At 72.6% G+C, this 20,703-nt stretch carries 17 protein-coding genes; 6 read left to right on the top strand and 11 right to left on the bottom strand.

Going from position 1 to position 20,703, the window contains the following annotated elements:
* Window positions 1–30: 30 nt before the first annotated feature.
* The 3 genes from HTZ77_RS06650 to HTZ77_RS06640 form a co-directional block, all read right to left on the bottom strand.
* Window positions 31–675 carry an MFS transporter gene (locus tag HTZ77_RS06650; RefSeq protein ID WP_328808455.1) on the bottom strand — a complete coding sequence of 215 codons (645 nt, stop codon included), beginning with the start codon at window positions 673–675 and terminating at the stop codon, window positions 31–33.
* Window positions 676–905: 230 nt separating this feature from the next.
* The gene (locus tag HTZ77_RS06645; protein ID WP_175588506.1) at window positions 906–1,556 is read right to left on the bottom strand and encodes a helix-turn-helix domain-containing protein; all 651 of its coding nucleotides are present in this window, start codon (window positions 1,554–1,556) and stop codon (window positions 906–908) included.
* 153 nt (window positions 1,557–1,709) lie between these two features.
* A complete protein-coding gene (locus HTZ77_RS06640; protein WP_235994344.1) occupies window positions 1,710–2,423 on the bottom strand; it encodes a hypothetical protein in 714 nt (237 codons plus the stop codon).
* A gap of 211 nt (window positions 2,424–2,634) precedes the next feature.
* On the opposite strand from HTZ77_RS06640, the gene HTZ77_RS06635 reads away from it, so the two are divergent.
* From HTZ77_RS06635 to HTZ77_RS06610, 6 genes are all read left to right on the top strand, one after another.
* Window positions 2,635–3,888: a PP2C family protein-serine/threonine phosphatase gene (locus HTZ77_RS06635; RefSeq protein WP_328808454.1), complete on the top strand. Its 1,254-nt coding sequence runs from the start codon at window positions 2,635–2,637 to the stop codon at window positions 3,886–3,888.
* A gap of 120 nt (window positions 3,889–4,008) precedes the next feature.
* Window positions 4,009–5,229, top strand: coding sequence for an RNA-guided endonuclease InsQ/TnpB family protein (locus HTZ77_RS06630; protein ID WP_175588505.1), 1,221 nt, complete (start codon window positions 4,009–4,011; stop codon window positions 5,227–5,229).
* Between the two features lie 74 nt (window positions 5,230–5,303).
* The gene (locus HTZ77_RS06625) at window positions 5,304–8,696 is read left to right on the top strand and encodes a helix-turn-helix transcriptional regulator (protein WP_175588504.1); all 3,393 of its coding nucleotides are present in this window, start codon (window positions 5,304–5,306) and stop codon (window positions 8,694–8,696) included.
* A gap of 102 nt (window positions 8,697–8,798) precedes the next feature.
* Window positions 8,799–9,740, top strand: a complete 942-nt coding sequence (locus tag HTZ77_RS06620; protein ID WP_175588503.1) for an esterase/lipase family protein — start codon at window positions 8,799–8,801, stop codon at window positions 9,738–9,740.
* Window positions 9,741–10,004: 264 nt separating this feature from the next.
* Window positions 10,005–11,726, top strand: coding sequence for an ABC transporter ATP-binding protein (locus HTZ77_RS06615; RefSeq protein ID WP_235994343.1), 1,722 nt, complete (start codon window positions 10,005–10,007; stop codon window positions 11,724–11,726).
* Window positions 11,723–13,609 carry an ABC transporter ATP-binding protein gene (locus HTZ77_RS06610; protein WP_175588501.1) on the top strand — a complete coding sequence of 629 codons (1,887 nt, stop codon included), beginning with the start codon at window positions 11,723–11,725 and terminating at the stop codon, window positions 13,607–13,609. Before HTZ77_RS06615 ends, HTZ77_RS06610 begins: the two co-directional genes overlap by 4 nt.
* 305 nt (window positions 13,610–13,914) lie before the next feature.
* Here HTZ77_RS06610 and HTZ77_RS06605 read toward each other — a convergent pair whose 3' ends face one another.
* The 8 genes from HTZ77_RS06605 to HTZ77_RS06570 all read right to left on the bottom strand — a co-directional run bounded on the left by HTZ77_RS06605 (window position 13,915) and on the right by HTZ77_RS06570 (window position 20,673).
* Window positions 13,915–14,223, bottom strand: a complete 309-nt coding sequence (locus tag HTZ77_RS06605; protein WP_175588500.1) for a hypothetical protein — start codon at window positions 14,221–14,223, stop codon at window positions 13,915–13,917.
* A gap of 78 nt (window positions 14,224–14,301) precedes the next feature.
* Entirely contained in the window at window positions 14,302–14,640 is a 339-nt protein-coding gene (locus tag HTZ77_RS06600) for a DUF202 domain-containing protein (protein WP_175588499.1), read from the bottom strand.
* A 1-nt stretch (window position 14,641) separates the two neighbouring features.
* On the bottom strand, window positions 14,642–14,968 hold the full coding sequence (locus HTZ77_RS06595; RefSeq protein WP_175588498.1) for a YidH family protein: 327 nt from the start codon (window positions 14,966–14,968) through the stop codon (window positions 14,642–14,644).
* A 56-nt stretch (window positions 14,969–15,024) separates the two neighbouring features.
* The gene (locus tag HTZ77_RS06590; protein ID WP_205302113.1) at window positions 15,025–15,414 is read right to left on the bottom strand and encodes a hypothetical protein; all 390 of its coding nucleotides are present in this window, start codon (window positions 15,412–15,414) and stop codon (window positions 15,025–15,027) included.
* 55 nt (window positions 15,415–15,469) lie between these two features.
* On the bottom strand, window positions 15,470–16,741 hold the full coding sequence (locus HTZ77_RS06585; protein ID WP_328808453.1) for an ABC transporter substrate-binding protein: 1,272 nt from the start codon (window positions 16,739–16,741) through the stop codon (window positions 15,470–15,472).
* 28 nt (window positions 16,742–16,769) lie between these two features.
* Window positions 16,770–17,870 (bottom strand): branched-chain amino acid ABC transporter permease, encoded by a 1,101-nt coding sequence (locus HTZ77_RS06580; RefSeq protein WP_175588497.1) that lies wholly within the window; start codon window positions 17,868–17,870, stop codon window positions 16,770–16,772.
* 62 nt (window positions 17,871–17,932) lie between these two features.
* On the bottom strand, window positions 17,933–18,820 hold the full coding sequence (locus tag HTZ77_RS06575; protein WP_175588496.1) for a branched-chain amino acid ABC transporter permease: 888 nt from the start codon (window positions 18,818–18,820) through the stop codon (window positions 17,933–17,935).
* On the bottom strand, window positions 18,817–20,673 hold the full coding sequence (locus HTZ77_RS06570) for an AMP-dependent synthetase/ligase (protein WP_175588495.1): 1,857 nt from the start codon (window positions 20,671–20,673) through the stop codon (window positions 18,817–18,819). The genes HTZ77_RS06575 and HTZ77_RS06570 overlap by 4 nt, the downstream gene beginning before the upstream one ends.
* Window positions 20,674–20,703 lie beyond the last annotated feature (30 nt).

Raw genomic sequence — 20,703 nt, 5'->3', positions numbered from 1 at the left:
GTCTCTTTCTCTCTCACGTCTCGTTCTCTCTCACGTCTCGGACGTCCTCGGGTCCGAGGTCCTGAGGCGGGCGGCCGGGCGCAGGACGGCCCAGCAGTAGACGAACGCGCCGAACGCCATGGCCGCGAGCAGCATCAGGCCGATGGCGTACGAGCCGGTGGCCTGGTAGATCAGCCCCATGACGATGGGCGGCAGGAATCCGCCCAGCCCGCCGGCGGCGCCGACGACGCCCGTCGCGCTGCCCACGGACGTGGCGGGCACGGCCCGGCCGAGGATCGCGAACACCGCGCCGTTGCCCAGCCCGAGCGCCGCCGCCAGGGCCAGGAACCCGGCCGTGGCGAGCGGCATGCCGGGCGCGAACGAGACGACGATCGCGCAGGCGAACACCGCGGCCAGCACCCAGCACAGCACCCGCTCGCCGCCCAGCCGGTCCGACAGCCAGCCGCCCACCGGGCGGGCCAGCGTGGCCAGCACCACGAACCCGGCCGTCCGGGCCGCCGCGTCGGCGACCGTCAGCCCGTAGAGGGCCTTGAGGTACAGCGGCAGGTAGACGCCGAAGGCGACGAACCCGCCGAAGGTCAGCGCGTACATCCCGGCCGGCTCCCGCGTGACGCGCAGCCGCGCGGCGGCGGCCATGCCCGGCACCACCGCGGTCGCGCTCAGCCGTCGTAGCACGGGGCGCGACTGGTGGAACGGCGGCCATCGACACCTTCCGGAAAACTGGGCCAACCAATGACGAGTCCTGCCAGCCTCCTTCAGCCGCATCCGCCCCGGTTAGGGTCTTTGGTCCCCCGATCCGTACCCGAACGGCTCGGCCCCGGTCACCAGGTTCCGGTCAGGCACTGAGAAGTTCTCGTCAGCCGGTGTCCCCCGTCAGCCGGTGTTGTCGTCAGCCGGTGTGCTCGTCAGCCGGTGAGGATGCGGCGGCCCGTCACGCGCGACGGCCTGATCTGGAGGTACTGCCGGCGGTCGCCGCCCGCCCAGGGCTCGACGCCCGTCGCCGCCGCGGCGGCCTCCTCCTCGTCCGTGACGTGGTGCAGCGAGCCCTGCACGAGCACGCTCCAGCCGCCGCCGGTCAGCTCGTGGACGCGGTCGACCTCGAAGGCCACCTTGTACTCGACGCCGCGCATGCCGGTGCGCAGGTCGGCGTCCGTCGCGCCGCCGGGCGTCGTCCGGAACACGATCGCGCCGCCGTCGGACAGCCGGTAGTTCACCGGCAGGACCGTCAGGCCGTAGCGGCCCTCGAAGGCGATGCGCCCGACCCCGCCCGGCGCGATCAGGCGCAGGCACTCCTTCTCGTCCAGCTCGGCCAGGTCCGCGCCCGGAGCCGCCTCGCCCGCGCCGACCGGCGTCTCGTCCAGCAGCTCGGCCACGGTCGTGCCCAGCGCGCCGGCCAGCCGGTCGGCCACCTCCCGCGCGGACGAGTCCGACTGCTCCTCCAGGTACCGGACGTACCCGGCGTCGACGCCGGCCTGGCCCGCCAGTTGCTCACGGGTGAGGCCCAGCGATGCGCGCCGCTCGGCGACCCTGCGTCCGAAGCTCCCGAGATCCGACATATCGCTCTCCATCTCCACGACGGGATGTCTTCCCTCGGCTCACGGTAATAGCCGGATGCCCCGGAAACCGGTCCCGCGAGCGCTGTGGTGACCTTCGTCCGCGATGTCAGGGACCTTCGGCGCGTCGCCGGTGCGCGGCGCCGCGTTTTTCGTCTAGTGCCCCATGACCGGTCGCGCGCCCGCCGCGGGCATGGGCAGGTGCTCACGGATCAGCATGTAGCTGGCCACCAGCACCCAGACCGCCATGAACACCGCCGGCACCACCACCATCAGCGGCGCGTCCGGTGCGAGAGCCCGTGCCGTGCTGCCCGTGCCCAGCGCGGTCAGCAGCTTGAGCGCCGCCACGACGATCGCGAACCAGGCCATCCACGTGGGGAACACCTTGGTGTGCATGATCGCGGCGGCCGTCACGGCGAACGTCGCCGCCACCGCGATGCCGGAGATCATGTTCATCACGGTCAGCGCGGTGTACGGGCCGGCGGCCAGGGCCATCAGGGCGCCGCGGTGCGTGGTGATGGCGTAGGTCAGCCCGGCGAAGATCCCCACCCCGATGAACATGACCGTGGAGACGAGCACGTAACCCGCCAGCACCAGCGTGGGCGTGTCACTCGCGTCGTCCGCGCGCCGGAACGCCGTGGCCAGCGCCACGCCGAACCACAGGAACAGCATCACGGCTATCCCGTACAGCACCGACGCCGCCATGACCGCGGTGCGGTACTCGATCAGATATCCCGCGATGGTCGTGGCCGACTCGGCGACGTTGGGCGCGTTGCCCATGACGAGCCTGGCGATGATCGCCACTACGACGGCCGCGATGCCCGCGATGCCGCCCCAGCGAAGTTCGTGGCTCTCCTTCATCGTTTTCATCCGAATTCACCCCCGGATTCCATCATCCGGCGGCCCAGATGAGGCGCCAGGGCGGGCCGGTCAACCTTTGCCGTTTCTTTGGCGCGCCCACCGGCGTGTCTCCGGCGCGCCCCTTTCGCCCGGGGACACCGCCCGGGACCGGCCCGTACATCAGTGCCAAACCCGCAGGACACCGGTAGAAAGGACGTCGAAGACTACGAGGAGTGAGCGCGTGCGGGACAACGGTGAGCGCATGCTGGGCGGCCTGGTCGCCGCCCATCACCTCGCCACGCTCGAAGAGCTGCCCTGGCTGATCAGCCGGCACGCCGAGCACGTGGGCTTCTCCGACGTGCTCGTCTACGTGGCCGACCTGCAGCAGCAGTACCTCGTGCCGCTGCCCGGACAGCGGCACGACGACGGCACGCCGTTCGAGCGCATCCGCGTCGACTCCACCGTGGCGGGCCGCGCGTTCCGCACGCTGGACATCGTCCAGACCAGGCCCACCAGCGGCCCCGCCACCGACGAGCCCGAGGCGGCGCAACCGCCCTCCGCCCAGGAGCCGCGCCGGATGTACCTGCCGCTCCTCGACGGCACCGAACGGCTCGGCGTGCTCGTCGTCACCGTGCCCCGCGACGACGAGCGCGTACGGTGGCGGGCGGCGCAGCTGGCCGGCCTGACCGCGCTCGTCCTGGCCAACAAGCGCAGCACCAGCGACACGTACGCGCGGCTCGTGCGCGCCCAGCCCATGCAGCTGTCGGCGGAGATGCTGTGGACCCTCCTGCCGGTGCGGACGTTCGCGACCGGGCGGGTCGTGGTCACCGCCGCTCTGGAGCCCGCCTACCTGGCCGGCGGCGACGCCTTCGACTACGCGGTGGCCGGCGACCTGCTGCACCTGGCGGTGTTCGACGCCATGGGGCACGACACGGCCGCGGGACTCACGGCCACGATCGCGGTGGGCGCCTGCCGCAACACCCGTCGTGAGGACGTGGACCTCACCGCCATCGGCGAGGCCGTGGACGCGGCCGTCTTCGAGCAGTTCGGCGGCACCCAGTTCGCCACCGGGGTCCTGGCCGCCCTCGACCTGCGCACCGGCGTCCTGCGGTGGGTCAACCGCGGCCACCACCCGCCGCTGGTGCTGCGCCACGGCCGCCTGGTGGCCACCCTCAGGACCGAGCCGGACCCGCCCATGGGCTTCAGGCTGGGCGCCGTCCACCCGCCGGCCCGCTACCAGCTCGAACCCGGCGACAGGCTGCTGTTCTACACCGACGGGGTCATCGAGGCGCGCAGCCCGGACGGTGAGGTGTTCGGCCTGGAGCGGTTCGTGGACTTCGTCATCCGCCGCGAGGCCGACGGCGTGCCGCCGCCCGAGACGCTGCGCCGGCTCATCCAGACGCTTCTCGAACACCAGCAGGACCGCCTCCAGGACGACGCCACGGTCATGCTGGTCGAATGGCGCACCCAGAGCGAGCAGCAGCTCGTCCTCTGACAGCGCACCGCGAAAGTGTCCGTTCCCGAAAACCGCCCTGCTCATACGACGAGCGACTTATAGTGATCGGGTGTCTCGTCGGCGCTGTGTGCCGGGCGGCCGGGGCGGAGGCATGCGCTGATGCGTAGGTCGTTCAAGTTCTTGCTGCGCCCCACTGTCAAACAACGCATCGCGTTGACCGCGATGTTGGACGACCATCGGGCGTTGTACAACGCGGCGCTGCAAGAGCGCCGGGAAGCCTACCGTCGGGCGAAGATCTCGATCCGGTACGCCGACCAGTCCGCGCAGCTGAAAGAGATCCGTGCCGATGACCCGACAGGGCAGGGCCGCTGGTCGTTCACCAGTCAGCAGCAGACGCTACGCCGGTTGAACAAGGCGTTCGAGTCGTTCTTCCGCCGCGTCAGAGCCGGCCGCAAGCCGGGCTATCCGCGGTTCAAAGGGCGAGGCTGGTTCGACACGATCACCTTCGTCGAGGGGGACGGCGCGAAGTGGGACTGCCAACCCAGGCATCCCAGCGCGACGTTCGTGAGACTGCACGGGATCGGACAGATCCGGGTGCATCAGCATCGTGCGGTGCGCGGCCGGGTCAAGCAGCTCGAGGTCAAGCGGGAAAGCGCCCGCTGGTATGTGATCGTCTCCTGTGATGACGTGCCCGCGGTGCCGCTGCCGGCGAGCGGCCGTCAGATCGGCGTGGACATGGGCGTGGTCCACTTCGCCACCGCAAGCGAACCGCTCGCCGGGGTGAGCGACGAACAGGGACACATCCCCAACCCGCGCCACCTCGAGGCCGCGCAAAAAGAACTGGCCGCCGCGCAGCGCGCCCATGCGGGCACAAGGCACGGTTCGCGACGCCGCCGCAAAGCGGCGCAGAAGATCGGCCGTCTTCACCGTGCGGTGGCCCGGCGTCGAGCCGACCACGCACACAAGATCGCGCTCGCGCTGGTCCGGACCGCGGATGTGATCGCGGTCGAGGATCTGCGGATCGCGAACATGACCAGGAGTCCCAAGGCCAAACCCGCCCTTGAGCAGGCAGGTGTGTTCCTGCCCAACGGCGCAGCGGCGAAGGCCAAACTCAATACCAGCATTCTGGACGCGGGCTGGGGGGTGTTCCTGAGCATCCTCGCGCACAAGGCTGAGAGCGCCGGTCGAGAGCTGATCTCGGTGAATCCCGCCAACACCTCCCGCACCTGCCCGCGGTGCGGGCAGGTGAGCAGAGACAACCGAAAGGTCCAAAGCGACTTCGCCTGTGTGGCATGTGGGTATGCCGCTAACGCGGACGTGGTCGCGGCGTGCAACATCAAGAGGGCCGGGCTGGTCCTCCGCGACGCCGGTGCGGCATAGCGAGAAGCCCTCTCATTTACCTCATGAGTAGGGAGGAGTCACACTGACTCCTGACTTGATCGTCAGGAGGGTGGATGCTGTACGGACGCGCCGGCGAGCAGGCCCGGATCGACGCGCTGCTGGCCTCCGCGCGGGCGGGGCGCGGCGGAGCCGTCGTGGTCACGGGCGAGACCGGCATCGGCAAGACCGCCCTGCTGGACCGCGTCGCCCCTCCGGAGCGCGCCGGCTTCCTGGTCCTGCGCGCGCTCGGCATCGAGGCGGAGAGCGAGCTGCCGTTCGCGGCGCTGTACCCGCTGCTCCGCCCGTTCCTGGGTCGCGCCGAGCGGCTGCCCGCGGCCCAGGCGGAGGCGTTGCGTGAGGCGGTGGAACGGGCGCCCGACCGGTCGCGGGCCCGGCTCGCGGGACCGGCCGTGCTGGGCCTGCTGGCGGACCTGGCGGCCGAGCGGCCGGTGTTGTGCGTGGTGGACGACGCGCACCGCCTGGACGGGGCGTCGGCGGACGCGCTGCTCTTCGCGGCCAGAAGGCTCGGCGGCGAGCGGGTCGCCATGATCTTCGCCGCGGGTGACGGCGTACCGGGGAATCCCAGGCCGCGCGGGATCGGGTTCGGCGAGGCCGCCGGAGTCCCCCGGATACCGCTGGCCGCGCTGGACGGGGCGGCCGCCCGCGAGCTCCTCGACGCGCACGCCCCCGGCCTGGCGCCCCAGGTGCGCCGGAGGGTGGCCGAGGAGGCCGCGGGCAACCCGCTGGCGCTGGTCGAGCTCGCGGCCGCCCTGACGTCCGAACAACGGGCCGGCCGGCTCGGGCCGCTGCCGCTGGCCTGCTCGTGCGGTCCCCTGTCGGGCCGGGCGCGGAGCGCGTTCGAGACGCCCCTGCACCGCCTCCCGGAGGCGACCCGGACCGCGCTGCTGGTGGCGGCGGCCGACGACAAGGGTGACCTCGACCTGGTCCTGCGCGCCGCCGGCCGGCTCGGCGTCACGCCCGCCGACCTCGCGCCGGCCGAACGCGAGGAGCTGGTCCACCTCTCGCCCACCGGGCTGACCTTCCGGCATCCGCTGTTCCGGGCCGCGGTCTACCGGTCCGCGCCGTACTTCCGGCGGATGGCGGCGCACCGGGCGCTGGCCGAGGCGCTGTCACCGGAGGACGGGCCGGAGCGGTCAGGGGGCGCCTGGCACCTGGCCGCCGTCGCCACGGCCCCCGACGAGTCCCTGGCCGCCGCCCTCCACCGAGCCGCCGCCCACGCCTTTCCGCCCGTACGGTGTGAGGGGGCGGGGTCATCGGGCGGGGTGGTCGAGGCGTCGGCCGCGTACCAGCGCAGGGTGGTCGAGGCGTCGGTCGCGTACGAGCGGGCGGGCGAGCTGAGTCCGGATCCACGGCGGGCGGCCGAGAGGCTGCTGGCCGCCGCGGAGCTGGCGCTTCAGGCGGGACTCACGAGGCGGGCCGCCGGCCTGGCGGACCGCGCCGAGGCGCATCCGTCGCCGCCGATCATCCGCGCCCGCCTCGCCGCGGTGCGCGCGGGCGTCGAGATCGCGCACGGCTTTCCCGAGAGGGCGGCCCGCCTCCTGCTGACGGGCGCTGAACACGCGAGCTCCGGACGCGCGAGCTATGGGCGCACGAGCTGTGGGGACGCGAGCTCTGGGGACATGAGCTTCCGGGAGGCGAGCTCTGGGGACGCTTTCGCCGATGACATCCGCTTGGCGACGGAGATGGCGGCGCGGGCCGTGCGGGCGGCGTCCTCGGCGGGCGAGCTCGCGGCGGCCGGCACCGCCGCCGCCCTTCTGTCCGCGCCCGCCGATCCTTCCGACTCCGCTGCCCCTTCCGGGCCCACTGATCCTTCCGACTCCGCTGATCCTTCCGGGCCCGCCGAAGGCCGGGGGGGCGGTGCGCCCCACTCCCCTCGGCGCAGCCTCGACGCGGGAAGCGCGGGGGCGCCGGGTGCGGGGCGTGCGGTTCTGGAGGCGTTCGCGGGCGGCGCGGCGGTGGTGGGGCGGATGGTGGCGGGGCAGGACGTCACGGATTTCTCCCCGGTGCGGGCGGCGGTCCAGTCGGTACGGGTCTCCCGCGTGGAGCACCCGGACCTGCTCGCCACGTCCGCGTGGATGGGGCTCGCCGCGGGGGACGAGGCCGCCGGGTGGGAGCTGTCCACGCTGCTGGCCGAGCGGTGCCGTGGCCGCGGGCTGCTCGGGGTGCTCCCGGATGCCCTGACGCTGCTCGCCGAGGCCGAGTTGCTGCGCGGACGGCACGCGGAGGCGGAGGCGGCGGCCACGGAGGGACTGCGCACGGCATCCGCGATCGGGCAGGGGAACGCGATCGGAGACAGGATCGCGCTCAGGCACGGGGACACGCTCAGGCACAGGGACACGACCGGGCCCGAGAACGCGATCGGGCACCGACACGCGACTGGGCATCGGCACGTGGTCGCGCACCTGCGCGCGCTCCTCGCCTGGCTGGCCGCCGTGGGCGGCGACGAGGCCCGGTGCCACCACCTGGCCGCCACGGGCGGCGGCATCGACCCCCGCCTGCCCCCCGCGGCCGGCGGCGTCAGCCCCCTCCTCGCCGCGACGGGCGGCGGCGTCAGCCCCCTCCTGGTCGCCCAGTCCCCTGAGCTCCCCGGCTCGGGCGGCGTCGCCCGGGCCGTCGCCGCGTGGGCCCTGGGGCTGTGCGAGCTGGGGCTCGGCCGGCCGCTCCTGGCGGTCGAACGGCTGGCCGCCGTCTGGTCCGGTTCCTGCCATCACCCCCTCGTCGCGCCGCACGCCGCGCCCGACCTCGTCGAGGCCGCCGTACGGGCCGGGCTGCGCGAGCTGGCCGTGGAGCCGGCGGCCCGGTACGCGCGCTGGGCCGCGGCCTCCGGGCGGCCCTGGGCCCAGGCGGTCGCCGCGCGGCTGGAGGGGCTGCTGGCCCAGGGCGACGAGGCGGGCCGGCACTACGCCCGCGCCGTCGCCGTCCCGGCCGGGCAGCCGTACCAGGAGGCTCGTACGGCGCTGCTGTACGGGGAGTGGCTGCGGCGCGCGCACCGCAGGTCGGAGGCGCGGCGGCACCTGCGCGCGGCCTTCGCGACGTTCGAGGCGCTGGGCGCGGCCCCGTGGGCGCGGCGGGCGCACGGGGAGCTCCAGGCCGCCGGCGAGGCCGCCACCCCGCGGGAGAACACGAGGCCGCCCGAGAACACCAGGCCGCCCGCGAACACGAGGCCGCCCGGGAGCGCGAAGCCGGCCACCACAAGAACGGCGGAGAAGGCGCGGACGGCGGCGTTCGGGCGGCTGACCCCGCAGGAGCGGCAGGTGGTCCTCCTCGCCGCCGCCGGCCTGTCGAACCGGCAGATCGGCGTCCGCCTCCTCCTCAGCCCCCGCACCGTCGGACACCACCTCTACAAGGCGTTCCCCAAGCTCGGCGTCTCCTCCCGCGGCCAGCTCGCCGGGCTGGACCTGCTCGCCGAGTACGACCGACCTACTCGCGGGTTCCCGCCGACTTAGTCGAGGCGCCGGACCGTCCGCTCCCCGCGGGCGCGACGGCCGATTCGCGCATGATCGTCCGCGCTCTACCGTGCTTGCGATCTCACGGAACGGAGTGCGCGGATGCACAGACTCCTCAGGTGCGGCCTGGCCGCGGTCATGTCGTCGGTCGTCGCCGCCGCGGTGCTGGCCGGCGGCGCGACGCCCGCCTCGGCGGAGCCCTCGCGCGGCGACGGGCAGCGCGTGACGCTGCTGGTGCACGGGTTCGACCGCGAGGCCGACACCAACTGCGCGAGCTCCTGGCAGAACGCCAGGGACCTGCTCCTGGCCAACGGGTGGACCGACGTCTACACGTTCGGCTACTACAACAAGAGCACGAACTGCGACATCAAGTTCAACGGCACGACCGACACCCGCATCCAGGAGATCGGCCGCCAGCTCGCCTGGACCGTCTACTCCTCCTACTCCAGCAAGGGCGTCCCGGTGGACGTCATGGCGCACTCCATGGGCGGCCTCATCGCCAAGGCCGCCATCGAGGGGGTCAACCGGTACGGCGTGGCCTCCGAGGCCCCGGACCTGACCGCCGTGTCGATGGACGCCCAGGACGTCGGCGCGACGGCCTGGCCGAGCGGCTGGCCCCCGTACCTGTACATCGAGGACATCGTCACCCTCGCCACCCCGCACAAGGGCATCAACACGGCCGTGGTGGACGTGTGCGCCCTCACCCACGAGCAGTGCAGCGACATGCGTGACGGCAGCGGCTTCCTGAAGTGGCTGGGCGGCCAGCCGCCGTCGCAGATGGGGACGGACTACACCTTCCTCGCCTCCTCCTACGACGACACGGTCGCGAGGGCGTCGGCCACGAACGGCTACAGCGCGCACCACTGGACCATCTACAACAAGAACTCCACCGGCGGGACGCTGAACCACACGACGATGCGGACCACCGCGACCGGCCAGTGGCAGGCGCAGTGGGGCGGGTCGAAAACCACGGCCGGCACGGGCACGTACCCCCCGCCGCTGGTGCAGGCCATGAACGCGCTCTACAGCCACGAGGCTTCCTGAGCCAGAAAATGTGGCCACTTAATCGCCCATCAAATGCTCGAAAAAGCTAACTCGGGCGATATATCAGCTCCAATTCGGTTAGGCGGAGAAGGGCGGGAACGCCGAGCACGACGGCCATGACGGCGCCGCTGACCCTCAGCGCGGCGGACCGAAAATGGGTTGATCCCACGTATTAGCCTGGTAGGGATGCCTCCCGATACGCGTTCACCTCGCCGTCCCCTGCCCTTCTCACTCCCCGCGCTCTCGTCCCACGCTCTGTGGCGGATGAAGTCCTACCTCCGCCCGTACGTGGCCAAGCTGGTGCTCATCTGGCTCGTCGCGGTCCTGTCCATCGCCGCCAGCATCGCGCTGCCGCTCATCGGCAAGGACGTCGTCGACGGTCCCGTGCGCAGCGGCGACTCCGGCGCCCTGCTGCCGCTCGGCCTGCTGGCGCTCGGCGTCGGCGCCGCCGAGGCGGTGCTGATCTTCCTGCGCCGCTGGACCCAGGTCGGTCCCGTGCTCGGCCTGGAGACCCGCATCCGCGACGACCTGTACGCGCACCTGCAGCGCCTGCCGATGGCCTTCCACGGCGAATGGCAGTCGGGCCAGCTCCTGTCCCGCGCCACCACCGACCTGTCGACCATCCGCCGCTTCCTCGGCTTCGGCATGCTCTTCCTGGTCATGAACATCCTCCAGCTCACCACCGTCACGGTGCTGCTGCTGAACATGTACTGGCCGCTGGGGCTGCTCGTGGCCGCCTCCGCCGTCCCGATCGTGCTGGTGTCGATGCGTTTCGAGAAGCGCTACATCAAGATCTCCCGGCAGGTGCAGGACGAGCAGGGCGACCTCGCCACGCTCGTCGAGGAGTCGGCGATCGGCATCCGCACCATCAAGGCGTTCGGCCGGCGCCACCACGTCTACGACCGCTACGACGACGCCGCGCTCAAGGTGTACGGCACGTCGATGGACAAGGTGCGGCTGTCGGCCCGCTTCTTCACCTTCCTGGAGGTGATCCCGAACTTCACGCTGGCCCTGGTGCTGCTGCTCGGCGCGCTGGCCGTGGGCTCGGGCGCGCTGACCCTGGGCACGCTGGTCGCCTTCACCACGATGATGCTCCAGCTCGTGTGGCCCATCGCCAGCCTCGGCTACATCCTGGCGATGGCGCAGGAGTCGATGACCTCCGCCGACCGGGTCATGGAGGTCATGGACACGACCCCGGCCATCCAGGGCGGCACCGCGGTGATCGAGACCCCGCGCGGTCACCTGCGCTTCGAGGGCGTCGGGTTCCGCTTCCCCGGCGCCGAGCAGCCGGTGCTGCGTGACGTCTGGCTGGAGGTGCGGCCCGGCGAGACCGTCGCGATCGTCGGCGCCACCGGGTCGGGCAAGACCACGCTGACCGCGATGGTGCCCCGGCTCATCGACCCGACCGCGGGGCGCGTGACCATCGACGGCCACGACGTGCGCGACCTGACGCTGCCCGCGCTGCGCCAGGTGGTGGCCACGGCCTTCGAGGAGCCGACGCTGTTCTCGATGAGCGTGCGCGAGAACCTCACCCTCGGCCGCCACGACGCCACCGAGGAGGAGCTCGAGGACGCCATCCGCACCGCGCAGGCCATGTTCGTCCACGACCTGCCGTGGGGCCTGGACACCCGGATCGGCGAGCAGGGCATGTCGCTGTCCGGCGGGCAGCGGCAGCGGCTCGCGCTGGCCCGGGCCGTGCTGAACCGGCCGCGGATCCTCGTGCTCGACGACACCCTCTCGGCGCTGGACGTCGAGACGGAGGCGCTGGTCGAGCAGGCGCTGCGGCACGTGCTGCGCGACGCCACCGGCATCGTGGTCGCGCACCGCGCCTCGACGGTGCTGCTCGCCGACAAGGTCGCGCTGCTGTCCGGCGGCACGATCACCCACGTCGGACGCCACCACGAGCTGCTGGCCGAGGTGCCCGCCTACCGCGAGCTGCTCGCCCAGGACGCCGACCTCGACCCCTCGGAAGGAGCCCTGCGTTGACCGCGGACGCGAACACGTCCACCGGCACGGCCACCGAGCCCGCCGACGACCCGGCCGCCAAGGGGCCCGCGGTCACCGACTGGCGCGGCGTCGCCTCCGAGGAGCAGGACGAGCTGTCCGAGAAGGTGTCGGTGCTGCTGCGGACCCGCTCGCGGCGGCTGCTCGGCGACCTGCTCTCGCCCCACCGCAGGGCGATCGCCCTGCTCACCGGCATCATCGTCGTCTCCAACGCGGCCGGCCTGGCCATCCCGTACCTGGTGAAGGTCGGCATCGACGCGGGCATCCCGCCGATGCTCAAGGGCAGCGGGCCGGCCACGCTGCTCACCGTCATCGGCGTGATCCTGGCCGCGGCGGTCACGCAGGCGCTCACCCGGCAGGCGTTCCTGCAGCTCTCCGGCAAGATCGGGCAGGGCATCCTGCTGGAGCTGCGCCGGCGGGTGTTCGACCACTTCCAGCGGCTGTCGCTGAGCTTCCACGAGAAGTACACCTCCGGCCGGGTGATCTCCCGGCTGACCTCCGACATCGAGGCCATCGCCGAGCTGCTGCAGTCGGGCTTCGACAGCCTGGTCACCGCGATCCTGACGCTGTTCGGCACGGCGGTGCTGCTGGTGGTGCTGGACGTGCACCTCGGCCTGGTGGCGCTGCTGCCGCTGCCCCTGCTGCTGCTGTTCACCCGCTGGTTCCGCCGCCAGTCGGCGATCGTGTACCGGCGCACGCGCGAGACCGTCGCGCTGGTGATCGTCCACTTCGTGGAGTCGATGACCGGCATCCGGGCGGTGCAGGCGTTCCGCCGCGAGCCGCGCAACCAGGAGATCTTCACCCGGCTCAACGACGACTACCGCGGCGCCAACGCCCGCAGCATGCAGCTCGTCGCGCTGTTCATGCCGGGCATCAAGCTGATCGGCAACCTCACCGTGGGCGGCGTGCTGCTCTACGGCGGGTGGCTGGCGCTGCACGGCGAGGTCACGGTCGGCGTGCTGACCGCGTTCCTGCTGTACCTGCGGCAGTTCTACGAGCCGATGCAGGAGATCAGCCAGTTCTACAACACGCTCCAGTCGGCGGGCGCGGCGCTGGAGAAGCTGTCGGGCGTGCTGGAGGAGGAGCCGTCGGTCCCGGAGCCGCGCGACCCGGAGTCGCCGGCCGAGCCGCGCGGCGAGGTGCGCTTCGAGCGGGTCAGGTTCGCCTACGTCGAGGAGATGCCGATCCTGCCGGAGCTCGACCTGACCATCCCGGCGGGCCAGAGCGTGGCGCTGGTCGGCGCGACCGGCGCGGGCAAGACGACGCTGGCCAAGCTGATCTCGCGCTTCTACGACCCGACGGGCGGCCGGGTGCTGCTCGACGGCGTGGACCTGCGCCGCCTGGACGAGGCCACGCTGCGCTCGGCCGTCGTCATGGTGACGCAGGAGAACTTCCTGTTCAGCGGCACGGTCGCCGACAACATCCGGTTCGGCCGGCCGGAGGCCACCGACCGGCAGGTGCGCGAGGCGGCGCGGGCCATCGGCGCCCACGACTTCATCGCGGCGCTGCCCGACGGCTACGACACCGAGGTGGGCAAACGGGGCGGCCGGATGTCGGCGGGCCAGCGGCAGCTCGTCGCCTTCGCCCGCGCCTTCCTGGCCGACCCGGCGGTGCTGATCCTGGACGAGGCGACCTCCAGCCTGGACGTGCCGAGTGAGCGCCTGGTGCAGCGGGCGCTGCGGACCATCCTGGCCGACCGGACGGCACTGATCATCGCGCACCGGCTCTCGACCGTCGAGATCGCCGACCGGGTGCTGGTGATGGACCGGGGCGAGATCGTCGAGGACGGGTCACCGGACCGGCTCGTCGCCGCCTCGGGCCGCTTCGCCGGGCTCCACCGGGCCTGGCTGGAGAGCCTGAGCTGACCTGACCCGCCGGGCCGGTCCGTGTGCGCCGGTCCGGCCCGGCGTGCGTCTCGGCGGGGAGGGCGCCCGCGCGCCGCGGTGCCGCCCTCGCCTGGCGGCGGGCGCGCGCCGCGCCGCCGCCACGGGTTCCGTCAGGAGCGCGGGCGCCGTTTCGAGTCTCCGTCACGCCCGCGGAACGCCACAAGAAGTGGTTTGTGACACCTGAGGCTAGAAAAGGCTCACCGGCTGTCACGTTACATGAGCCGGAGTCATGTGCTCGGAGGGCCCGGGGCGGGGCGTCGCGCCGCACCCCGGGCCCCGGTGGATCAGAGGTAGCGCTGCCGTTTGGGGACCGGGCTGAGCAGCGGCTTGTCGTCCGGCTTGGCCGGCTCCTGAGACGGAATGAGCTCCGGATGACGCCTCAGGTAGCCGTCGGGGAACGTGGTGGCCTGCTGGCAGTGGCAGCGGGGGCAGATCATGCCCTCGGTGGGCGGCGGGACGGTGATCCCGTCCTTGCTCCAGACGACTCGCTCGTTGCCGTGACGGTCCTCGCCGTACCTGACGAGATACTCCTCTTCCCACACGTGCCAGCAGCGGCGGCACTCGAACGGTACTACTCTGCGTACCTCTTCCATGGGTTCACCCCCTAGACCGAGTGTCATCCCAGCGGGGCGTTTCCGGCAAGCCACCATCAATGCCTTCACCAGGCATGATCACGCGGTGAGCACGAACGCGAACGCGCCGGCCACGGCGCACAGCGTGCCGAGCCAGGCCAGCAGGGCGTCCACCCGGTTGTCGGTGGGCCGGCCGCCGTGCAGGGCCTCCTGCACCCGCCGGAAGCGCAGGCCGGTGCGCAGCAGCAGCACGCCCCCGCACAGCGCGGCCAGCGCGAACCCGGCCGCGGTCACCGCCGGCAGGCCGTGGCGCAGGGTCAGCCCGGCGGCGGCGATCCCGCCCGTGGACAGCACCACGGCCGTGCGCACCCAGGCCAGCCGGGTGCGCTCGCTCTGCAGCCCGGGGTCCCAGATGTCGTCGTGCGCCGGCCCGGACATGTCAGGCCGCGACCACGATGCAGATCAGCGCGATCACCGCGACCGCGGTCACCCCGACGCCGAAGACGACCGCGAGGGCGGGCGGCGGGAGCGGCTCCTGCCTGCGCAGCGCGCGCTGGATGTTGCGCCAGCGCGGGTAGGCCATGCCGGCGGCCAGCGCCGACAGCGTGACCAGGACGACGGCGAGCAGGGTGCGCGCCCAGGGCGCGAAGACGCCCTCCGGCACGGCGGCCATGGCGACCCCGCCCGCGCTGAGGGCCAGCGCGGTGCTGAGCCACGTCAGGAACGTGCGCTCGTTGGCGAGCGTGAAACGGGGATCCGGCTCCATACCTGTGAAGCTAGTTCGTCCCCATTTCCCCTAGAGAAGCCGGGTTGAGGCTGGGCTCAACCGCAGGCTTCGGCGACCTTCTTCAGGTAGGCGGCCGTGTCGGTGCCGACCTTCTGCACGGCGTCCACCGCGTCGTTGACGTCCTTGACGTCGATGCCCTGCAGCGTGCGCGCGAGGTCGTCGGTGGCCTCCTTGAGCGTGGTGTTGGCCGCCTTGTCGGCCACGTCGTTCAGCTTCTTGCCGGCGTCGTCGAGGGCCTTGTCCATCGCCTGGGGGTCGTCCTTGAGCTTGGCGATCTCGCTGCCCAGGTCGGCGACGATCTTGGGCGCCTCCAGACATGCCTGGGTCTTGTCGATGGTGTTGTTGACCTCGGCGCAACCCACGGCGGTGACGGCGAGGGCGGCGACGGCGGCGAGCGCGGAGATCCGGGTCGTGAAGGGGCGCATATCGGTGACCCTACCCAACGCTCCGCCGCCGCGGCCGCCGCGCGGGCGCCGGGGTTCAGAGCTTGGCGAAGCAGGGCCCGTCGAAGGTGTACGCCCTGGCGGTGGGACCGACGGAGAAGTCCTTGACGATCGTCACGCCGGTCGGCGCCTTGTCGTCGACCCGGTTGACGATCGTCTGGCGGAAGGTCGCGGTGTTCGGATCGTCGGCGTAGTTGCCGGCCTCGGGTGGCAGCATGCCCTCGTAGTCGACGGTCCTGAGCTTCTTGACGGCCGCGAGCAGGCCCTTGCGGCTGACGTCGCCGCCGGCCACCATCGCCTCCAGCGCCGCCTTCATGGGGTAGGCCCAGGCCCAGCCCGAGGTGTAGCCGTCGTTGGGGGTGACGCCGGGCAGCGCCTCCCGCATGGCCCGGTGGCCCGGCGTCTCGGCGTTCCAGGGCCGGCCCGGCGACGACTGCTCGTACAGGGCCTTGAGCGCGGGCGCGGCGGGCGACTTGAGCAGGGCGGGGTTCCAGGTGGGGCCGGTGCCGATGAAGCGGCCGCGGAAGCCGGCCGCGGCGGCCTGGCCGACGATGGTGGCCGCGTCGGCGGGCCCGGTGGTGAGGATGACGAGGTCGGGCCTGCGCTTGGTGATCTCGGTGATGGCGCGGCCCTGCTCGGTGGCGCCCGGGGGCGTCTCGACGTCGGTGAAGGTCAGGCCGTTGCGCTCGGCGGCGATCTTCGCCCCGGCGGCGGCGTCGGCGCCGTAGTCGCCGGCCAGGTGGACGGCCATGACGCTCCTGGGCCTGTGGGCCTCCATGGCGTAGTCGACGGAGTTCATCGCCTCGACGCAGTAGTTGGACCCCGACTCGACGATGACGTCCTCGAACTCCCAGGCCGAGGTCCAGGAGGCGGGGGCGGCGACGATGCCGTTGGTCTTGAGGTCGCCGAGGATCGCCGCCGTGGTGGGCGAGCCGAGCGTCTGGGCCAGCGCGAGCACCCGGTCCTTGATCTCGTTGTAGACCTGCCGGTGGACCTCGGGATTGTACTTGTTGTCGCGCACGTACGTGGTGACGTCCACCTCGTACGTCCCGCCGATCCCGCCCGCCTTGTTGACCCGGGCCCAGAACGCCTTCTGCGCGTCGGTGATCGGCACGGCGAGCGCCGCGAACGGCCCCGAGGTGAGGTCGGAGACGGTGCCCAGGTAGATGCAGCCCTTCTTCCTGTCCACGGCGGAGGGGCAGGGCTCGGCCGTGACCCCCGGCGCGCGGACGCCGCCGCCCCGGTCGTCGTCGCCCCGGATGACGCCGCACGCGGGAAGGAGCACCATCAACGCGGCCCCCACCGCCACGCAACGACCTTTCATGGGTCACCCCTCTCTAGTAGGAGAACGGCCAGGACTTCCAGTAGCCGCGGACCCGGATCCACAGCCCGACCAGGCCCCGCGGCTCGAAGACCAGGAACAGCACGATCAGCAGGCCGTACAGCACGGTCTCGACCTGGAAGACGTTGGGCGTGCGCGTGGTGTCGGCGCTGACCAGCGGCACCAGCGCGGGCAGCGTCCGGGTGAGCGGCTGGAGCAGGGAGATGAACAGGGCGCCGGCGATGGAGCCCGACACGGTGGCCACGCCGCCGATCAGCACCATGGCGATGAACTGCACCGACAGCAGCAGGCTGAACGAGCCCGGCTCCACGTACCCGGAGACCGTGAAGAGCAGGCCGCCCGCGCACCCGGCGTAGAAGGAGGAGACGCCGAACGCCAGCACCTTGTAGCGGGTCAGCGGCACCCCGATGACGGCCGCGGCGATGTCGCGGTCGCGGATCGCGGCGAAGGCGCGGCCGACGCGCGAGCGGGCCAGGTTGCGCGCCGCGACCGCGAAGCCGACGAGCAGCGCCAGCATCAGCACGTAGAGGACCTGCTCCTTGGTGCCGAGCGGCCCGTCCTGGTCCAGCGGGTAGCCGAGCAGCCGGGGCACGGCCGCCTCCCGGCCCACGCCGGGGCCGCCGGTCAGCGCCTTCCACTCCTTGAAGACGTGCTCGCCGAGGAAGACCAGGCCGAGCGTGACGACGGCCAGGTAGAGGCCGCGCAGCCGGGTGGCGAGCGGCGCGACGAGCACCCCGGCCGCCGCCGCGGCGAGCCCGGCCGCGGGCAGCCAGATCCAGATCTCCGTCAGGCCGAACCCGAGGGTCCTGCCGCCGGGCGGCGCCGACAGCGCGGCCGCGGTGTAGGCGCCGACGGCCACGAAGAAGGCATGGCCGAGCGACACCTGCCCGGCGTACCCGGTGACGATGTTGAGCCCGATCGCGCCGATGGCCAGCGCGTACGCCCCGGACAGCACCTCCAGCGACCGGTCGGCGAGCACCACCGGCAGCGCGAAGGCCAGCGCCACCAGCAGCGCCGCCCACAGCCGCTTGGCCGGCGTGTCGAGCAGCGCCATGTCCTGGGCGTAGGAGGTGTGCAGCAGCGGCCGGCCCCGCACCCGGCGAGACCGTCCGGTCGGTATGTCAGGAACGCCGGAAATCGTCAAGGATCGCGGATCCGTCACACGCGCTCGACCTCCCGGGTGCCGAACAGGCCGTACGGCCTCACCAGCAGGACCACCAGCATCACCACGTACGGCGAGACGACGGCGAAGTTCTGTCCCAGCCACGGCGCGTACTCGCCCTGGTACGACTGGAACAGCGACTCCACCACCCCGACGACCAGCCCCCCGGCCACGGCGCCGCCGAGCGAGTCCAGGCCGCCCACGATGATCGCGGGCAGCGCCTTGAGCGCGATCACCCAGGTCGACTGCTCGATGCCCTGCCCCGTGCCCGCGAACGCGCCCGCGACGGCGGCCAGGAACCCGGCGATCGCCCACGACAGCGCGAACACCGCGCCCACCGAGATGCCCTGCGCGAGCGCCGTCTCCTGGTCGTGGGCCGCGGCGCGCATCGCCAGCCCGTAGCGGGTGTACCGGAAGAAGGCGAACAGCAGGGCGACGAGCGCCGCCGTCACCGCGAGCATCGCGAGCCAGCGCTGCTGCACGACCAGCGGCCCCAGCTCGACCTGCGCGAACCCCCACGGGTCGCCCACCTGGCGGACGTCGCGGCCGATGAAGGCGTTGACCACCACCCGCACGACCACGTCCACGCCCAGCGTGATGATCGCCACCACGAACGCGGGCCGCCCCACCATCGGCCGGATCGCCGCGCGCTCCACGCCCAGCGCCACCCCGGCGACCAGCAGCGCGGCCAGCGGCACGGCCGCGTAGAACCCCGTCGTCCCGGCCAGGTGGCTGACGGCCACGCCGCCGGCCAGCATCAGCGCCGGCTGGGCGAAGCTGATCACCCGGGTCGCCTTGTAGATGATCACGAAGCCGAGCGCGAGCAGCGCGTACACCGAGCCGTTGCCCAGCCCCCTGATGACGGCCTCCAGCAGCCCCTTCACCGCGCGTACATCCCTTCGACCAGCTCCTCGAACAGCTCGGCGACGGCGGCGCGCCGCACCTTCTGGGTGGCGGTCAGCTCGCCGTCCTCGTGGTCGAGCTCCTTGGGCAGGAACGCGAAGCGCTTGACCTGCTCGGCGCGGGCCAGGCGGGCGTTGACCGCGTCCACGACGCCCTGGACCAGCTCCCGGGTCTCGGGCCGCTCCGACAGGTCGCGGTAGGTGGTGTAGGGGATGCCGCGCCGCCGCGCCCACTCCCCCACCGTGTCGGGCTCGATGCCGACGAGCGCGACCAGGTAGGGCCGCCGGTCGCCGACGACGACGGCCTCCTTGACGTACGGCGACGCCTTCAGCGCGTTCTCGATCTCGCTGGGCGCGACGTTCTTGCCGCCCGCGGTGATGATGATGTCCTTCAGTCGGTCGGTGATCCGCACGTGCGTGCCGTCCACCAGCTCGCCCACGTCGCCGGTGTGCAGCCAGCCGTCCGGGTCGAGGACGGCCGCGGTGGCCTCGGGCCGGCCCCAGTAGCCGGCGAACGTGCCGGGGTGCCGGGTCAGGATCTCCCCGGTGGCCTCGTCGATGCGCAGCTCCACGCCGGGATGCGGCTCGCCGACCGTGCCGAGCCGCACCCGGCCGGGCCGGTTGGCCGTGGCGATGGCGGTGTTCTCGCTCATGCCGTACAGCTCGTGCATGGGCACGCCGATGCCCATGAAGAACTTCAGCACGGCCGGCGCGATGGGCGCGGCGCCGGAGGCGGCGTAGCGGACGTGGCGCATGCCGAAGCGTTCGCGCAGCGCCCGGTAGCAGCACAGCCACCCGGCCGCGTACGCCAGCCGGGTGGCGAAGGTGTGGCGTCCGCCGGTGCGCGCCAGCGTGTCGCCCAGCCGGTCGGCCACCCGCAGCCAGAAGCCGGTGACGGCCCGCTTGAGCGGGGTGGCCGAGGCGCGCCGGATGTCGATCTGGGCGAGCACCTTCTCCCAGATGCGCGGCACGCCGAACAGGATCGTCGGCTGCACCTCGCGCAGGTTGGCCTGCACGGTGTCGATGGACTCGGCGAAGTTCACCTGCACGCCGGAGGCCGCGTTGAACCAGACCGTGAACGCCCGCTCGGCCACGTGGCACAGCGGCAGGTACGACAGGACCAGGTCGCGTTCGGAGGGCGGCGGCCAGGTGAAGCCGCCGCCCGTCACCAGCGTCTCCACCGCGAACTCCACGTTGCCGACCGTGAGCATGACGCCCTTGGGCGGCCCGGTCGTGCCGGAGGTGTAGATGAGCGTCATCACGTCGCCGGGGCCGGCGTCGGCCATGCGCGCCGCGACCGCTCCGGGATGCCCGGCGCGGTGCCGCGCGCCCAGGGCGAGCAGCTCGGGCCAGGCCATGAGGCGCGGGTCGGCGTAGCGGCCGCGGATGCCGCGCGGCTCCAGGTGGACGACGTGCCGCAGGTCCGGGCAGCGGTCGAGGACGGCCAGCGCCTTGTCCGCCTGCTCCTGGTCCTCGGCGATCAGGATGCGGGCGCCGGAGTCGGCGAGGAGGTAGGCCACCTCGTCGGCCGGGTTGGTCGGGTAGAGGCCGACGGTGACGCCGCGCACGGCGACGGTGCCGAGGTCGGCGTAGAGCCACTCGGGCCGGTTCTCGGAGTGGACGGCCACCCGGTCGCCCGGCTCGACGCCGAGGGCGAGCAGCGCGTGCGCCACCAGTTCCGCCCGGTCCCAGTAGCCGGCCCAGGTGACCTCGCGCCACACACCGAGGTCCTTGTGGCGCATCGCGACCGCACCGGGGGCGGTGCGGGCGCGCTCACGTACCCGGGTCACGATCGTGGTCGTCGTGCCGGGCGCCGTGGCGTCGGTGACCGTCATGCGGCGCCTCCCGGGCCGGCGCAGGTCCCC

The sequence above is a fragment of the Nonomuraea montanisoli genome, assembly GCF_013363975.1.
Taxonomy (GTDB): domain Bacteria; phylum Actinomycetota; class Actinomycetes; order Streptosporangiales; family Streptosporangiaceae; genus Nonomuraea; species Nonomuraea montanisoli.
The sequence above is the reverse complement of the archived record's forward strand: the minus strand, read 5'-3'. Positions and strand labels throughout refer to the sequence as shown.

What these genes read in the sequence shown, in the direction of transcription:
- HTZ77_RS06645 (WP_175588506.1), bottom strand. Translation starts at nt 1,556, where the DNA reads ATGTCGGATCTCGGGAGCTTCGGACGCAGGGTCGCCGAGCGGCGCGCA.
- HTZ77_RS06640 (WP_235994344.1), bottom strand. Translation starts at nt 2,423, where the DNA reads ATGAAAACGATGAAGGAGAGCCACGAACTTCGCTGGGGCGGCATCGCG.
- HTZ77_RS06630 (WP_175588505.1), top strand. Translation starts at nt 4,009, where the DNA reads ATGCGTAGGTCGTTCAAGTTCTTGCTGCGCCCCACTGTCAAACAACGC.
- HTZ77_RS06625 (WP_175588504.1), top strand. Translation starts at nt 5,304, where the DNA reads ATGCTGTACGGACGCGCCGGCGAGCAGGCCCGGATCGACGCGCTGCTG.
- HTZ77_RS06620 (WP_175588503.1), top strand. Translation starts at nt 8,799, where the DNA reads ATGCACAGACTCCTCAGGTGCGGCCTGGCCGCGGTCATGTCGTCGGTC.
- HTZ77_RS06615 (WP_235994343.1), top strand. Translation starts at nt 10,005, where the DNA reads ATGAAGTCCTACCTCCGCCCGTACGTGGCCAAGCTGGTGCTCATCTGG.
- HTZ77_RS06605 (WP_175588500.1), bottom strand. Translation starts at nt 14,223, where the DNA reads ATGGAAGAGGTACGCAGAGTAGTACCGTTCGAGTGCCGCCGCTGCTGG.
- HTZ77_RS06600 (WP_175588499.1), bottom strand. Translation starts at nt 14,640, where the DNA reads ATGTCCGGGCCGGCGCACGACGACATCTGGGACCCCGGGCTGCAGAGC.
- HTZ77_RS06595 (WP_175588498.1), bottom strand. Translation starts at nt 14,968, where the DNA reads ATGGAGCCGGATCCCCGTTTCACGCTCGCCAACGAGCGCACGTTCCTG.
- HTZ77_RS06590 (WP_205302113.1), bottom strand. Translation starts at nt 15,414, where the DNA reads ATGCGCCCCTTCACGACCCGGATCTCCGCGCTCGCCGCCGTCGCCGCC.
- HTZ77_RS06570 (WP_175588495.1), bottom strand. Translation starts at nt 20,673, where the DNA reads ATGACGGTCACCGACGCCACGGCGCCCGGCACGACGACCACGATCGTG.